The sequence below is a fragment of the Aneurinibacillus sp. XH2 genome, from assembly GCF_001439585.2.
In the GTDB taxonomy this organism is placed as follows: domain Bacteria; phylum Bacillota; class Bacilli; order Aneurinibacillales; family Aneurinibacillaceae; genus Aneurinibacillus; species Aneurinibacillus thermoaerophilus.
The window spans coordinates 2786092-2801853 of record NZ_CP014140.1 but is presented as its reverse complement, the minus strand read 5'-3'; the positions used below and the strand labels follow the sequence as shown (position 1 = coordinate 2801853).

Annotated in this window: 13 protein-coding genes, 1 pseudogene and 1 other annotated feature; of the genes and pseudogenes, 8 read left to right on the top strand and 6 right to left on the bottom strand. The window is 45.9% G+C overall.

Features of this window, described 5'->3' with window-relative positions:
- Positions 1-82: 82 nt before the first annotated feature.
- The 4 genes and pseudogenes from ACH33_RS13835 to ACH33_RS13820 all read left to right on the top strand — a co-directional run.
- Entirely contained in the window at positions 83-1174 is a 1092-nt protein-coding gene (locus ACH33_RS13835) for a bifunctional 3-deoxy-7-phosphoheptulonate synthase/chorismate mutase (protein ID WP_057899560.1), read from the top strand.
- 118 nt (positions 1175-1292) lie between these two features.
- Positions 1293-1928, top strand: a complete 636-nt coding sequence (locus ACH33_RS13830) for a hypothetical protein (RefSeq protein WP_139184920.1) — start codon at positions 1293-1295, stop codon at positions 1926-1928.
- A 176-nt stretch (positions 1929-2104) separates the two neighbouring features.
- On the top strand, positions 2105-3139 hold the full coding sequence (gene ccpA, locus ACH33_RS13825; RefSeq protein ID WP_057899558.1) for a catabolite control protein A: 1035 nt from the start codon (positions 2105-2107) through the stop codon (positions 3137-3139).
- A 12-nt stretch (positions 3140-3151) separates the two neighbouring features.
- A pseudogene (locus ACH33_RS13820) lies at positions 3152-3832 on the top strand (5'-methylthioadenosine/adenosylhomocysteine nucleosidase); the annotation flags it as partial.
- A 44-nt stretch (positions 3833-3876) separates the two neighbouring features.
- Here ACH33_RS13820 and ACH33_RS13815 read toward each other — a convergent pair.
- The 3 genes from ACH33_RS13815 to ACH33_RS13805 form a co-directional block, all read right to left on the bottom strand.
- Positions 3877-5034 carry an acetoin utilization protein AcuC gene (locus ACH33_RS13815; RefSeq protein ID WP_057899556.1) on the bottom strand — a complete coding sequence of 386 codons (1158 nt, stop codon included), beginning with the start codon at positions 5032-5034 and terminating at the stop codon, positions 3877-3879.
- Complete coding sequence (locus tag ACH33_RS13810) at positions 5031-5678, bottom strand: acetoin utilization AcuB family protein (RefSeq protein ID WP_057899555.1); 648 nt, start codon at positions 5676-5678, stop codon at positions 5031-5033. The genes ACH33_RS13815 and ACH33_RS13810 overlap by 4 nt, the downstream gene beginning before the upstream one ends.
- Before the next feature lie 81 nt (positions 5679-5759).
- Entirely contained in the window at positions 5760-6392 is a 633-nt protein-coding gene (locus tag ACH33_RS13805; RefSeq protein ID WP_057899554.1) for a hypothetical protein, read from the bottom strand.
- Positions 6393-6678: 286 nt separating this feature from the next.
- Between ACH33_RS13805 and acsA the strand changes: the two genes are divergently transcribed.
- Positions 6679-8394 carry an acetate--CoA ligase gene (gene acsA, locus ACH33_RS13800; protein ID WP_057900392.1) on the top strand — a complete coding sequence of 572 codons (1716 nt, stop codon included), beginning with the start codon at positions 6679-6681 and terminating at the stop codon, positions 8392-8394.
- A gap of 19 nt (positions 8395-8413) precedes the next feature.
- Here the strand turns inward: acsA and ACH33_RS13795 are convergent, their stop codons facing one another.
- The gene (locus tag ACH33_RS13795; RefSeq protein WP_057899553.1) at positions 8414-10825 is read right to left on the bottom strand and encodes a transglycosylase domain-containing protein; all 2412 of its coding nucleotides are present in this window, start codon (positions 10823-10825) and stop codon (positions 8414-8416) included.
- 118 nt (positions 10826-10943) lie between these two features.
- Positions 10944-11177: a binding site (T-box leader), on the top strand.
- Between the two features lie 53 nt (positions 11178-11230).
- Between ACH33_RS13795 and tyrS the strand changes: the two genes are divergently transcribed.
- Positions 11231-12490 (top strand): tyrosine--tRNA ligase, encoded by a 1260-nt coding sequence (tyrS, locus tag ACH33_RS13790; RefSeq protein WP_057899552.1) that lies wholly within the window; start codon positions 11231-11233, stop codon positions 12488-12490.
- 48 nt (positions 12491-12538) lie between these two features.
- On the opposite strand, the gene rpsD is transcribed toward tyrS, so the two are convergent.
- Both rpsD and ACH33_RS19445 read right to left on the bottom strand, forming a co-directional pair.
- On the bottom strand, positions 12539-13135 hold the full coding sequence (gene rpsD / locus ACH33_RS13785; protein ID WP_057899551.1) for a 30S ribosomal protein S4: 597 nt from the start codon (positions 13133-13135) through the stop codon (positions 12539-12541).
- 239 nt (positions 13136-13374) lie between these two features.
- Positions 13375-13542, bottom strand: a complete 168-nt coding sequence (locus ACH33_RS19445; protein ID WP_156424081.1) for a hypothetical protein — start codon at positions 13540-13542, stop codon at positions 13375-13377.
- Positions 13543-13711: 169 nt separating this feature from the next.
- Between ACH33_RS19445 and trpB the strand changes: the two genes are divergently transcribed.
- A complete protein-coding gene (gene trpB / locus ACH33_RS13775) occupies positions 13712-14908 on the top strand; it encodes a tryptophan synthase subunit beta (RefSeq protein WP_057899549.1) in 1197 nt (398 codons plus the stop codon).
- A gap of 218 nt (positions 14909-15126) precedes the next feature.
- Positions 15127-15732: a histidine phosphatase family protein gene (locus ACH33_RS13770; protein WP_057899548.1), complete on the top strand. Its 606-nt coding sequence runs from the start codon at positions 15127-15129 to the stop codon at positions 15730-15732.
- The last annotated feature ends 30 nt before the right edge of the window (positions 15733-15762 follow it).

The window sequence follows — 15762 nt, the reverse complement described above, 5'->3', positions numbered from 1 at the left end:
CAAAGAACAAAGAATAAGATATAATACACTTCAAATATTTTTTTGAAAATTGTCTGAAAAAAATACAAGAGGTGGAGAGAAGATGAGCAACGAAAAGTTGGAGCAGCTTCGCAGTGATCTGGATGCGGTAAATCTTCAGATTCTGGAGCTGATTAACAGGCGAGCGGAGCTGGTGCAGGAAATCGGGAGGGTCAAGCTCAAGCAGGGGATTAATCGTTTTGACCCTGAGCGCGAACGTCAAATGCTGAACTTGATTCTGGAGCATAATAAAGGGCCGTTTGAAGACAGCACCATTCAGCATCTTTTTAAACAAATCTTTAGCGCCTCTCTTGAATTGCAAAAAGACGATCATCGCAAAGCATTGCTTGTAAGCCGCAAGAAGAAGCAGGAGGATACTGTGGTGGAAATTGGGTCTGTGCGGGTAGGCGATGGAGATCCGGTGCTTGTGGCTGGCCCGTGTTCGGTCGAATCGTATAATCAAGTTCGTCAGGTTGGGGAAGCGCTAAAAGCGAACGGCATTACCCTTTTACGTGGGGGTGCATTCAAGCCGAGGACGTCGCCGTATGACTTCCAAGGACTTGGCGTGGAAGGTTTGAAGATTTTGCGGCGTGTGGCAGACGAACTTGGCTTAAAAGTAGTGAGCGAAATCGTGAATCCAGCTGATATTGAAATGGCGACCGAATACGTGGATGTCATTCAAATCGGGGCGCGTAACATGCAAAACTTTGAGTTGCTGAAGGCGGCGGGCCGTGTGAAAACGCCGGTGCTTTTAAAGCGCGGTTTATCTGCTACCATTGAAGAGTTTATTCACGCTGCTGAATATATCGTGTCCGGTGGAAACGATCAAGTCATGCTTTGTGAACGCGGTATCCGCACATACGAAAAAGCGACACGCAATACGCTCGATATCTCCGCCGTTCCGATTTTGAAACAAGAGACGCACTTGCCAGTGCTCGTCGATGTGACGCATGCAACAGGACGCCGTGACATTCTGCTGCCGACAGCGAAAGCTGCGCTGGCTGTGGGAGCGGATGGTGTCATGATCGAAGTGCACCCGGATCCGGATGTGGCGCTTTCCGACGCAAAACAGCAAATCAATATCCCGCAATTCAACGAATTCGTCACTAAATTGCGCGAATCCGGCTTGTACAAAGAGAGCGCATCTGTTTTATAAGTGTGAACGGGCAAAAACCGCTGAGATGATTTCAGCGGTTTTTCTTATATACATAAAAAGAATAAGAGAGGTGCACCCTACAAGTATCATATTTCTAAGGAGAAACAGGGTGACGCATATGCCGCGACAGTATACACGAGCACTTGTCCTTATGACGATTCTTGTAACTGCATCGCTTGCTACAGGATGCGGCGGGCAAAAAATCCAGAGCGAGCATGGGAAGACACCGATTGAAGGACCGATGTCATTTGATCATCAGCTTCCAAAGCTAAGAAAAGCAGAGCGGCAGGAGCTGATCAATGCCATTCGCGAGGCGGAAGAAAAAGTGTGGCGTGCTACGGAGCATACAAAAGTTGCGTATGTAAAGGGGCAGCCAGTTCGTGTGTATAGCGATTTCACAAGCAAAAAACAATTATATAATTATTATAGACAAAGCTGGAGCGAGCAACTGGCAACGCAGCTCACGCATGAAACAATTGATTTGAATTATTCGATTCCTAACAAAGCGTTGGCCGTGCATCCTGCATTTCGCCATGTTAGCCTGCTTTCCATGAAAATGCCGGAAATCCGCGTAACTTCTTATTATAAAAACACAGCGGTTGTGGAATGTATAGGAACGCTTATGACAGGTGAGCGGCACCGCATCCAGTACACATTAATGAAAAGCAACGATAATAGTCGCTGGATTGTCGCTCACAAGGCTATTAGCGACGGCGGAATCGGGCCTTATATTGGAAACAAGAGAGGAACATAAGCGCTTATGGACAAATCTCATGTGAGAGTATGGATTTGTCTTTTTCCTTTTCATGAGGTTTACATGAATACGATTGCATGCAAGAGTGATTTATAATATGATAAATGAAAAATTATGAAAATGGGTGAAAACTGATATACAATAATTATGCATAAAGAATATAGGAGGAGTTACGATTGCCGGTTACAATTTATGATGTAGCAAGAGAAGCAGGTGTATCGATGGCGACGGTTTCTCGTGTTGTGAACGGAAACCCGAATGTAAAACCATCGACGAGAAAGAAAGTACTTGCGGCGATTGAGCAATTGGGCTATCGTCCAAACGCGGTGGCACGCGGTCTTGCCAGCAAGCGGACGACAACGGTTGGTGTTATCATTCCTGATATTTCCAGTCCGTTTTTTGCGGAGCTTGCGCGCGGTATTGACGATATTGCTAGCATGTACAAGTATAACATTATTTTGTGTGATTCGGATGAGCGTGTTGAGCGAGAAGTGCATTTAACGAATACGCTGCTGGAAAAACAGGTGGATGGCATTGTTTTCATGGGCCGTGAAATTACGGAAAGCCATATGCAGGTCTTTACAACCGCTTCTGTGCCGATTGTTCTCGCCGGAACAAAAGATCCAACCGGAAAGCTTCCATCGGTTGATATTAGCCATTACGACGCCGGTTACGATGCAACCAAGTATTTGATTGACAAAGGGCACAGGCGGATTGCGATGGTGACTGGACCGCTGATTGATCCGCTCGCGGGTATGCGCCGATTTGAAGGATATAAGCAAGCGCTGACAGAAGCCGGTTTGCCCTTGAAGGATAGCTATGTATACAATGGCAATTTCCGTTACGAATCCGGTCTGGCCGCTGTTGAACAATTTTTGTCTTTGGTGGAACAGCCGACGGCGATTTTTGCAGTTAGCGACGAAATGGCGGTCGGGGTTATCCATGGCTTGCAGGACCGCGGCCTGCGCGTTCCGGATGATATAGATGTTATCGGTTTTGATAACATTCGCCTGGCAGAAATGGTGCGGCCGCGTCTGACGACAGTAGTACAGCCGATGTATGATATTGGCGCGGTAGCGATGCGTTTATTGACTAAGTATATGAATAATGAAAAAGTTGACCATCATATCGTGATTTTGCCGCATCGGATTGAAGAGCGTCAGTCTACCAAAGGACGTATGACAGAAGAACAGCAAGATGAATTGGAGTAAGGAGAAGCGGAGATGAAAATCGGAATCATTGGAGCAATGGACGAAGAAATTGAGCTATATAAAGAAGGCATGGAACTTACGCGTGAGACGCATAAAGCCGGCATTGCATATTATGAAGGGAAATGGGAAGGCAAAGAAGTCGTTCTCTGTAAATGTGGGGTCGGCAAAGTAAACGCAAGCGTATGCACACAGATTTTAATTGATACGTACGAAGCAGAGGCGGTTATTTTTACCGGTGTGGCGGGCGCATTGCACCCAGAGTTAGAAATCGGAGACATCGTCGTGTCATCGGATTGCCAGCACCATGATATGGATGTAACGGCGCTTGGTTTTGCGCGCGGTCAGATTCCTTTCGCTGATGTATCGGTATTCGAGGCGGACGGGAAACTGGTGGAAGCTGCGGTAAAAGCGAGCAAAAAGGTAACGGAAGGTAGAACGATTATTGGACGCATTTTATCGGGGGACCAGTTTATTGCGAGTCGTGAGACGGTACGGGAATTGTACGAGACAATGAACGGTGTCTGCACGGAAATGGAAGGGGCAGCTGTGGCCCAAGTGTGTGCAATGAACGGAGTGCCATTTGTTGTGATTCGTTCCATGTCTGATAAGGCAGATGGTTCGGCGCATGTGAATTTCCCGGAATTTACAAAGTTAGCGTCCAAGCGCTCTTATGAAATTGTAAAAAATATGCTGGAGCATTTATAAAGCGAAAGCGGAAGGACAACCCTTCCGCTTTTTTATCCACGCGGGCAATATAAAAGTGCTTTTTCGATTGTATTTTTGTTCTTGGCGGTAATCTCGGCCCGGCGCGGAATTGGCGGAAACAGCCCTTCAGGATCAAGAATTGTAGGCGCGAGTTGTACCGGGCTTTCTTCTTGATATTTAGCAATCCACGCCTGTGGGATGGGCACATTATTAACGATTCGCTGACCAGATAATTCAGCCCACAATAAAGTCCAGGCGCGCGGCACCACGCGCCAGATGTCATATCCTCCCCCTCCGGTTGCGATTAATCTGCCATCGCATAATTCTTCTGCAAGTTCCCTTGCCAGCTTGGGAATCTCCTGATAAATCCGCATTGATGTTGACAGATGTGTCAGCGGATCGAACATATGGGAATCACATCCATTTTGCGTCACGATAACATCCGGTTTAAATCCGCGAGCTACGGTCGGAAGCACGGTATCGTATGCTTCCAGCCATGAGTCATCTTCTGTAAACGCATCCAGCGGGACGTTGACCGAAAAGCCGTACCCTTGCCCATCCCCGCGTTCAGTAATATTTCCGGTACCAGGGAAAAGATATTTCCCTGTTTCATGAAAGGAAAGGGTCAGCACGTTCGGATCATCGTAAAATGCCCATTGTACGCCGTCGCCGTGATGTGCGTCCGTATCAATATAAAGCACGCGGGCGTCATATTTTTGGCGCAAATACGCAATCGCAACCGAGCAATCGTTATAAATGCAGAATCCGGAAGCTCGTCCACGAAAGCCGTGGTGAAGCCCCCCAGCCAGGTTGACAGCGTGGCGGTATTCGCCGGACATGACCAATTCAACGGCGCGAAGGGTTCCGCCGACCGCCAATGCCGATGCTTCATGCATATTAGGAAAGATAGGACAGTCCTCTGTTCCTAATCCGAAGCTTGCGGCAATGGGGATTTCCTGCTTCGAATGGCCGCATTCTTTCACTGCTTCGATATATTGCCGATCGTGTATAAGCGCCAGTTCGTCATCAGTCGCCATCCGCGGCGGCACAATATCGTTTTCGGAAAGCAAATTCATCATTTGCAGCAAATCCAGCGTCAATACGAGACGCTTTTGGTTAAACGGATGCTCTTCATTAAAAAAATAATGTAAATATTCGTCGCTGTAAATAAAAGCTGACTTTATTTTCATAGTAATCCCTCTGATTCTCTGGGCCAAATCATACGATAGCCGGCCTTCTCGATTTTGGAAACGATGTTGCGTGGATCGATTGTTTGTACGCGGAACACAAGATTTTTCTTGCCCGGTTGTTTTCCGGGGAATACAAGTACGCTGGTTACATTGCAGTTTACTTCTTTGAAAATTTGGGCAACATCAGCGAGAAGCCCAGCTTTATCTTCCACTTCCAATTCAATATGGGAACTTGGATGATGAACGCCCATTAATTCAATAAGTGTATAAAGGATATCTGTTTCCGTAATCATTCCTTTCAGCTCGCCATTTACGACTACAGGAAGGCATCCGATACAGTTATCGTAAAGTGCGAGCGCAGCTTCCTCCACAAAATCGAGCGGGTGTGCGGTAATCACGTTTTTGCGTATAATGGAAGAGACAGGCGTGTCTAAAATTTTTTCGTCCTCATTATGCGGTGTGCTGATAATGGAAGGACATGCATCCCGCACATCGCGGTCGGAGATAATTCCAACCAGCTTGCCTTCTGAAACAACCGGCAAGTGGCGAATCCGGTGCTGATGAATTTTTAGAAGTGCGAGTCGAATTGAATCTTCCGGCTCGATGGTTATTAAACTTCTTCTCATAATATCTTCTACGAGCATCGGATATTCCTCCCTGACTATAGAAATATTCGTGATATATATGCAGCCGGATGCCGAAGAACCTTGTTTCTTAGTATCGGTTTAATACATAAAACGATTTTGAAAGCGGATGCGATCAAAGGCTTGCACCGATTCCATGGGAATGTTCTTTCCGATTCTTGCCATTAAGCAGTTCGCGGGATGGGCACAAATCTCCGGATCGTCGGTGGCGAACCACTCAAGACCGACGGAAGCCATTACTTTTTCCATAATTTTTCTGTATTCCCATACATCGAGTCCTGTGCCTTTTAAATCCCAGTGCCAGTAATACTCGGTCGTAAAAACAATGTAATTTTCCATCGCATCATCACGGAAGGCGAGCATCAGCATGTCTTCCCCCACATGTTGATGACGAAAACACTTGGTCACTTCAATGGCTCCTAGTTCTAGCAGGTCTTCCATTCCAGCCTGTGCCCATCGTTCCATTGGATCGGGGTAGAGGAAAGTGACATAGCCGACGATAGTATCATTATGAACTGCTAGAATAATGCGTCCTTCGGGAAGACCCGCGATTTCTTCCAGCGCTTTTTGCTGATCGCGCGGCTTGCGAAATGCTGTCAACCCTTCATCCATTTTAAGCATTGCGACACGTTCAGGCGAAACGGGTCCTTCGATTAGAAGCCTGCCTGCTGATTTTTCTATTTCTTCTCGATAATACGTTTTTTTGTGCTCCATATTCGTTCACACCTTACTATTCAGATATAAAATCGTTTTGTTATGTTTCACCGTTTGATTCAATCTATCATTTTTTCTTTATAATTAGAAATTATCTAATATTAACTATCATCCTGACAATGCATAAATTTGAAAAACCTGTGAATGATAATAATTGATAAAATAACAGATTATTTGGTATAATCGAAATAACGAAAGGGTTTTCAAAGGAAAAAATAGAGTATATGAATTTAGGTTGGGATCAAGTAAAAATTAGTGGGAGAGGAGCTGCAATATGAAAGAAACGATGCACAGCAAGATACTTCCCGTGGTTGGGAGCGGTTATAATATGCCTGCGTATGAAGAGGCTTATAACAATTTCAGCTGGGAAGATGTAGAAAAGCAATTTACATGGTATGAAACGGGCAAAGTAAACATGGCACACGAAGCAATTGATCGTCATATAGGCACCCTCCGCGAAAACAAGGTAGCGCTTTATTATAGCGATGCAACACGCGATGAGAAATATACATTTGCAGAACTGAAAACTTTATCTGATAAATTTGGAAATGTACTTCGCAAATTGGGAGTTCGGAAAGGGGAGCGCGTGTTTATTTTTATGCCCCGTACACCGGAACTATATGTAAGCGTCCTAGGTACGATTAAAGTCGGCGCCATCGTTGGTCCGTTATTCGAAGCTTTCATGGAAGGCGCGGTGCGCGACCGTCTGGAAGACAGTGAAGCGGTTGCGATCGTCACGACGCCCGCACTGTTGCCACGCGTTCCGGTAAAAGAGCTTCCGGCGTTGAAGCATGTGATTCTGGTTGGTGCAGAAGGAGAACTAGAAGAGGGACAGGTAAGCTATGAGAAGGAAATGGAGCAGGCTTCGGAAGATTTCCAAATCGAATGGGTAGATCGTGAAGACGGTCTTATCTTGCACTATACGTCCGGTTCTACCGGAAAACCGAAAGGTGTGCTTCATGTTCATAATGCCATGATTCAGCACTATCAGACAGCCAAATGGGTGCTGGATCTGAAGGATGACGACATTTACTGGTGTACGGCTGACCCGGGTTGGGTAACCGGGACATCGTATGGTATTTTTGGCCCATGGCTCAATGGGGCAACTAACGTTATTCGTGGCGGCCGCTTCAGTCCGCATGATTGGTATTCCACCATTGAGAAATACAAAGTTACCGTTTGGTATAGCGCTCCGACCGCGTTTCGCATGCTGATGGGAGCGGGTGACGAAGTGGTGAAGCAGTATAATCTGTCCAGCTTACGTCATATTTTGAGCGTAGGGGAGCCGCTGAACCCGGAAGTCGTATATTGGGGCACGAGAGTATTCAATAAGCGTATCCATGACACATGGTGGATGACAGAGACGGGCGCCCAGCTAATCTGTAATTATCCGAGCATGCCAATTAAACCAGGTTCCATGGGTAAACCATTTCCAGGTATTGTCGCGGCAATTGTGGACGATGAAGGCAATGAATTGCCGCCGAACCGCATGGGCAACCTGGCGATTAAAGTCGGTTGGCCGTCAATGATGCGCAAAATTTGGAACAACCCGGCCAAGTATGAGGAATATTTCCGCTTGAAGGGTTGGTACGTATCCGGTGATTCAGCATACATGGATGAAGACGGATATTTCTGGTTCCAAGGCCGTGTGGATGATGTGATTATGACGGCGGGTGAGCGTGTGGGCCCATTTGAAGTCGAAAGCAAGCTGGTTGAGCACCCGGCGGTAGCAGAAGCGGGGGTTATCGGTAAGCCAGACCCGGTACGCGGGGAGATTATCAAAGCGTTCATCTCACTGCGTGACGGATATGAAGCGACCGATGAACTGCTGGAGGAAATCCGCCAGTTTGTCAAAGTGGGGCTGGCTGCGCACGCAGCGCCGCGCGAAATTGAAGTAAAAGATAAATTGCCAAAAACGCGTTCCGGTAAAATCATGCGCCGCGTCCTTAAAGCGTGGGAACTTGGGTTGCCGACCGGAGACCTGTCTACAATGGAAGATTAAACATAAAAAAGGAGGGGAATTAATCCTCTCCTTTTTTTCCTTCTTTTTTACTATCTGTTTTTTTCTCTTCCTTCGGTTTGTCTTCAGACGGCTTGGATTGCTTCTTCGAAGATGTTTTTTCGCCGTCATCATTACTCGTCTTTTTGTCGGAAGGAGTTTTTTGTTCATCCGACTGCTTGTTGTCTTCTTTTGGCTTATCGGCATTATCACCGGGCTGCTCGGATTTTGTTTCGTCTTCTGGCTTCTCTTCTTTCGCTTTGTTTTTATCCACTGTTTCGCCTTCAGTGTTTGGCTTCTGTTCGCTGTCGTTCTTTTTCTCTTCTTCCGTCTTTCCATAGGAAGCAGGATTTTTTGAAGTTGCCAAATCGGCGTTATAAATGGCTGCCATGGACGTTCCTGGCGGACGCTTCATATAATTGCCGGCAGGCGAAAGATTCGGGTCGATTTTCAGAGCGGAGCTGAAAATTTTTCCCCAGACGTATTGAGCGTTATAAAATGAGCTCTTATATAGTTTGTATTTTTTATCATAGCCAATCCATACCCCAAGAGAAATGTCGGGGGTGTAGCCCACAAACCATTTATCTCGATAATCCTGCGATGTTCCTGTTTTTCCTGCGACATCGCGTCCCATTTTGTAGGGACGTACCCTTGTTCCGGTACCACTGTCGATAACATCGCGCAACATATCCGTAATCATCCAGGCGGTCTGTGGTGAGAACACGCGTACCGGTTTTGGTTTGTGTTGGTATATCACTTCATGCTCGCTGTTTTCGATGCGCTCAATTAAATAAGCATCGATGAAGTTCCCTTCATTTGGGAAGGTAGCATACGCATTTGTTAGCTCTTCCACAGAAATCCCATGCGTAAATCCACCGAGTGCAGTAGGCAGGTAGTAGTCGCTGTCCACAATTGAGTTTATGCCCATTTTCTTTACGTAAGAAAGCGATTTTTTAACCCCGGTTTCGAAATACACTTTAACGGCCGGTACGTTACGTGAAAATTTCAGAGCATGGCGTATGGTCATCGGCCCTTTAAAGTTATTGGAGTCATTTTTCGGGGTATATCCACCAGGGAACACAGTCTCCTCATCGACAACGATTGAATCAGGTGAAATAATGCCTTCCTCAATAGCAGGGGCATACACGCCGACAGGTTTGATTGCCGAACCCGGCTGACGGGGCACGGTTGCATGGTTTGTTTTCTCAATTTCGAAGTCACGTCCTTCGATCATGCCGAGAATAGCCCCTGTTTTATTATGGATTAGGATAGCTCCTACCTGTTCCGGCATTCGCTTGCCACCGATTGGTGGACGTTCCGGGCCAAAGTTATCAGAATCAGTGGCGATTTCCTGCATTTTTTCATAAATGCGTTTATCAATGGTGGTATAAATGTGGTAGCCACCCTGACGAACCGCCATTCGTTTTTCTTCCAGAAGTTTTTCATACGGTTGATTTTTTAGTTCCGGCTTTTTCTCAAAATCTTGTTGTAACAGGATTTCCGCTGCGCGTTTTTCGATTTCCATCATAAGGAATGGATATTTCTCAAACGCTTTAGGTGTTGGTTTAGCCAAGTGCGCTTCAATATCATAAGCCAATGCTTCATCGTATTGCTGTTTCGTGATCTTGCCGTTTTCCAGCATGCGGTTCAGCACGATTTTTTGGCGCTCTTTTCCCAGTTGAAGACCCCTCTTTTTAAATGGAATATAAGAAGAAGGTGCCTGCAACATTCCAGCCAGATAAGCCGATTGGGCGATATTCAAATCTTTGGCATTCACGCCAAAAATCCCTTTAGCTGCCGCTTGAACGCCATATACATTCGAACCATTGGCGTTTTTTCCGAAGTACATTTTATTAATGTACGCGTCGAGAATTTGTTCCTTACTGAACATGCGCTCTATTCGCAATGCAAGGAAGATTTCTTTAAATTTTCGCTCCATTGTTTGTTCGGGCGAAAGGATCGTTTGTTTTACAAGTTGCTGGGTTAGGGTGCTTCCTCCTGTCTGCACCGATGCTCCGGTAATCTGCTGGATTCCGGCCCGGGCGATGGCGGAAGGAACGATCCCGTTGTGCTCAAAGAAATATTTGTCTTCCGTTGAGATGATAGCATCAATTAAATGAGGTGAGACCTCTTTATGCGATACAAGCCGACGGTCTTCTGCTGTGATCAATTGGCCGATCATTGTTTTGTCTTTGAAATATGCGAATCCGGTTAAGTTATTGGTAGAGATTTTTTGGTAAATTTCATTATAACTGCGAACCGGGTCGTCTTTGACAAGCGAAGCGACATAACCAGCGGCGGTACCGCATGCGAAAAGCACGCCCATAAAGAATAGAATGGCAGAAACTTGAAAAATAATGAGAAGAGTATGCCAAATGCTTTTTTTGCGCCTTGGCCTATCCGGCGTACTTGCGGAACCGTTTTGTTTTTCCATACAATTCCCCCTTACCTGTAACAGAGACATTATATCATAAAGACGATTCCTGAGGTTAAATGTTGCATTCTCTTATTACTTTTAGTTATTATGGTAATAACAAAGGCATAATATCATTTTATTCACGATGAAGGCGTATCAGTAGTGGCTTTGGAACCGGAAGCAGCAGAGAGTCGGTGGAAGGTGAGAACCGGCCCGGCCAGGCAGCGAAATACAGCGTTGGAGTGAATTCCGCTCCGTATAGATGTGTGGGCGGACGGTATATTCGTTTGGAATAGGCCGTTATCCGTATGAGTGAAGGGCTTTTTTGCCCTTAAGTAAGGGTGGTACCGCGAGCAAACTCGTCCCTTTTTGGGACGAGTTTTTTATTTTGTTTTAAGAAATTAGGAATTGGAGGAAGCAGACATGATTGAAGAAAGCATTGCTTTGACCGAAGAGCAGGCGCGTGAAGTAGAGCGTCAGATGAGCATTATCCGCCGTGGTGTGGCAGAAATTATACTGGAAGAAGAAATGAGAAAAAAGGTGGAGCGTTCTGTCGTAACTGGAAAGCCGCTAAAAATAAAGCTTGGGCTAGATCCATCCGCACCGGATATTCATATTGGCCATACTGTGGTGCTTCACAAGTTGCGTCAATTCCAGGAGTTAGGACATAGAGTGCAATTGGTTATTGGCGATTTCACAGGACGAATCGGTGACCCGACCGGGAAATCCGAGGCGAGAAAGCAACTTACAGAAGAGGAAGTCAAAAAGAATGCAGCGACATATGTAGAACAGTTTGCGAAAATCCTCGATACAGGCAAGATTGAGGTCAATTATAATAGCAAGTGGCTAGCGCCTATGAATTTTGCAGATGTAGTAAACTTAGCTGCGAAAATAACAGTAGCTCGAATGCTTGAACGGGATGATTTTGAAAAACGTTATTCAAATAATCAACCGATTAGCGTCCATGAGTTTTTCTATCCGTTGATGCAAGGATATGATTCGGTAGTATTGGAAAGCGATGTGGAACTGGGAGGGACGGATCAGAAGTTTAACTTGTTGATGGGCCGTCAGTTGCAGAAGGAATTCGGACAGGAACAGCAATGCGCGCTGATGATGCCGATCATCGAAGGATTGGATGGCGTACAGAAGATGAGCAAAAGCTTGGGCAACTATATCGGTATTAGCGAGCCACCGAAAGAAATTTACGGCAAAGCCATGTCAATTCCAGACGAACTGATGGTAAAATATTACGAACTAGCGACCGATATTTCTATGGAAGAATTGGAGAGGCTCAAGAGAGGGTTAGCTGACGGTTCCGTGCATCCGCGCGACGCTAAAATGCGCCTTGCGTATACGTTTGTAAGAATGTATTGGGGTGAAGAAGCGGCAAAACAAGCGGAAGAACATTTCAAAACCGTGTTCCAGCAGCGCGCGCTACCTGCGGATATTCCGGAAAAAGAAGTAGCCGTAAGCGAATTGGAAGACGGCAAGATGTGGGTTATCAAGCTTTTGTCTGTGCTGGAACTCGTGCCGTCAAATGGCGAAGCGCGCCGCATGGTGCAACAAGGTGCCGTAAAAATCAACGAAGAAAAAGTGACTTCCGTGGATGAGCATATCGCCGTGGAAGACGGTATGATCGTTCAGGTCGGGAAACGCAAATTCGTGAAAGTAGTGATTAAATAATAATAAAACTCCCGTCGGAGACGACGGGAGTTTTGCTTGAATTTAAGATTAACGAGAGTAGAACTCGACGATCAACTTTTCGTTGATTTCAGCCGGCAGTTCTTCACGGTCTGGCAGGCGAGTGTACGTACCTTCCATTTTTGTTTCATCATAGCTCAGATAGTTTGGCAGGTATGCACGAGCTTCCAGCGATTCTTTTACTATGCTTAAGTTGCGGCTCTTTTCGCGCAGGCCAATTACATCGCCAGGTTTCACACGGTAAGAAGGAATGTTTACTTTCTTGCCGTTTACTGTAATGTGGCCGTGAGTTGTCAACTGACGTGCAGCCGGACGAGTTGGTGCGAAACCAAGACGATATACCAAGTTGTCGAGACGAGACTCAAGCAGCTTCATGAAGTTTTCACCGACAACCCCAGGCATTTTTGTTGCTTCGTTAAATGTTTTGCGGAATTGCTTTTCCATCAAGCCGTACATATGACGAAGCTTTTGCTTTTCAGTAAGCTGAATCGCGTATTCGCTCATTTTACGACGGGAATGTCCATGTTGTCCCGGTGGAAAATTACGTTTGATGTCTTTGCCAGTTCCGTCTAGGGAAATGCCCAGACGACGAGCCAATTTGTGGCGTGGTCCAGTATAACGTGCCATAAAATTCCGTTCTCCTTTACATTTAGATTTAATAGGTGTTTACTTCCGCCTGGCTAGTTCCTAACTTTACTGCATGCTCTTCGGACGGTAGCGTTTCCGCCGCATGCTCCATTAAGGGATAAAACAGCCGCTGCCCTTAAGGGAGGAAGCTAATGAATTGACCAGACGTTTTTACCTAAAATCATTGCTACCCTAGGATGAAGCACATAAATAATATTATATTCCCTTATAATAGAAAGTCAATATTTTTCCCGGTTGACAATAATAATTCCGGTCGCAACGAACAGCAGAGTCAAAAATACTACGAAATGAAGCGTTTCATTGAGGAAAATGGCAGAAAACGATGCGCCGAACATCGCTGTAAAAGTGATGTCTATCCGGTTTGCAACAAATTTCTCCGTATTCAATCGTATGTAATCTTTTTTACTAAGAAAAAATAGATTGAGAAAATACAGAAAAATTATGTAAATCACAAAGAAAAAGATGAAAAGGGAACATAAATATAGTACAATATCAACCAAGATAAGTTTGCTGTAGAAAGTAATAGAAGAGAATCGTTGAGAGGAGTTAGAAAAGATGAGTAAAGTGGAAACAAAAAAGGGATACTTCGGGGAGTTTGGGGGGAGCTTTGTACCAGAGCCGTTGCAGGCTGCGCTCGATCATTTGGAGCAGGAGTTTGAACGGTATAAGGATGAGCCTGACTTTAATGCAGAACTGGAACATTATTTGAAGGAATATGTTGGGCGCCCGAACCCGCTTTATTATGCGCAGCGCTTAACTGAGAAGCTTGGAGGCGCGAAAATTTATTTAAAACGTGAAGACTTAAACCATACGGGAGCGCATAAAATCAATAATGTGATGGGCCAAGTTCTGCTTGCCAAGCGCATGGGCGCAAAGCGTGTGATCGCGGAAACAGGGGCAGGTCAGCATGGAGTGGCGACAGCGACTGCATGCGCGATGTTTGGAATGGAATGCGTCATTTATATGGGGGAAGAAGATACTCGCCGTCAGGCATTGAACGTATTTCGTATGGAACTTTTGGGGGCGAAAGTAGTAGCGGTAAAAGACGGCGCCCGCACGCTGAAGGAAGCGGTAGACGCTGCGCTCAAGGACTATGCGGAGAATTACGAAAGTACGTTTTATTTGCTCGGGTCGGCTGTCGGACCGCACCCATACCCCACTATTGTACGCCATTTCCAATCCGTTATTGGCAGAGAAGCACGTGCGCAACATCTTGAAAAAGAAGGAAAGCTGCCGGACTATATTATCGCGTGTGTGGGTGGCGGAAGCAACGCCATTGGTTTGTTCGCTCCGTTCTTTGATGACAAAGAAGTACGCATTGTCGGCGTTGAACCAGGCGGAAAAGGGCTTGCACCGGGGCAGCATGCCGCGCCGCTTGTAGCTGGGGAGCCAGGGATCATTCACGGTTTCAAGTGTTACATGATAAAAGATGAAAATGGTGAGCCTGCCGCTACACATTCGATTGCTGCTGGTCTCGACTATCCAGGCGTCGGACCTGAACATAGCTATTATAAAGCGATTGGTCGTGCGAAGTATGTAACGATCGACGATGCTGAGGCGCTTGAGGCGTTTCACGCTTTGTCGCGAACAGAAGGCATTATTCCCGCGATTGAAAGTTCTCACGCGGTGGCATATGCAATGAAACTTGCCCCAACATTATCGCCGAACCAAACGATTATCGTTAACCTTTCCGGCCGTGGAGACAAGGATGTGCAACAAGTTTTCAACATGATGCATAATAAAGGACAATAATGATGAAAAGAGGCCCGAACCCCCGGGCCTTCTTTCATTATATAATAGATCAAAAGGTTCAAAAGTTTTGAAGCGGTGAGCCGCTTAAACTTTCTTGGTATTTTACGTAAAACATATGCTATCATCTGGAAATGTATAGAAATAATGAGTGAAACCTTATTTGATATTTCGTATAATTATTATATGATAAGTAATATTAAGAAGGGACTGAATTTTCTATTACCACTGTAAAGCACATTTATCTTGTTCGTCACGGGGAAACCGAATGGAATGCCAAACGTTTAATTCAGGGACATAGCGATATTCCACTGAACAGGCGAGGCAAAGAGCAGGTGCGACGATTAGCGGCGCGCTTAAAACAATCGCCTATTTCCCAGATTTGCTCCAGCGACTTGCAGCGGGCTTATGATACGGCGCAGGCGGTGGCCGATATGCTTGGTTTATTTGTTTGCCGCCATGTGGAACTTCGCGAGCGGAATTACGGGGACTGGGAAGGAAAAGATTACCGCATGATCCAATCGCAGTTTCCCGACTTTAACCCGTGGATGGATACAGAAAGCAAGTATAATGTTGAGACGTTTTCCGCGATGCAGCAGCGGGGAATGTGTTGTTTGCAGGAAATTTTGCGGGAGAGCGAAGCAGAGCATATTTTGGTGGTTAGCCACGGGGGCTTGATTAATGCGCTGTTGCATCATATAAGCGGGGGAGTGCATGGAACCGGAAAAACAAAGTTGGTAAATACAGGAATTAGTTACGTTCGATACGAAAAAGGCAACTGGACAGTGCATACAGTGAATGACGGAACGCATCTAGCCGACCAGTAAGAGAGTGGGAGAGAAGGGAGAAGGCGGGAC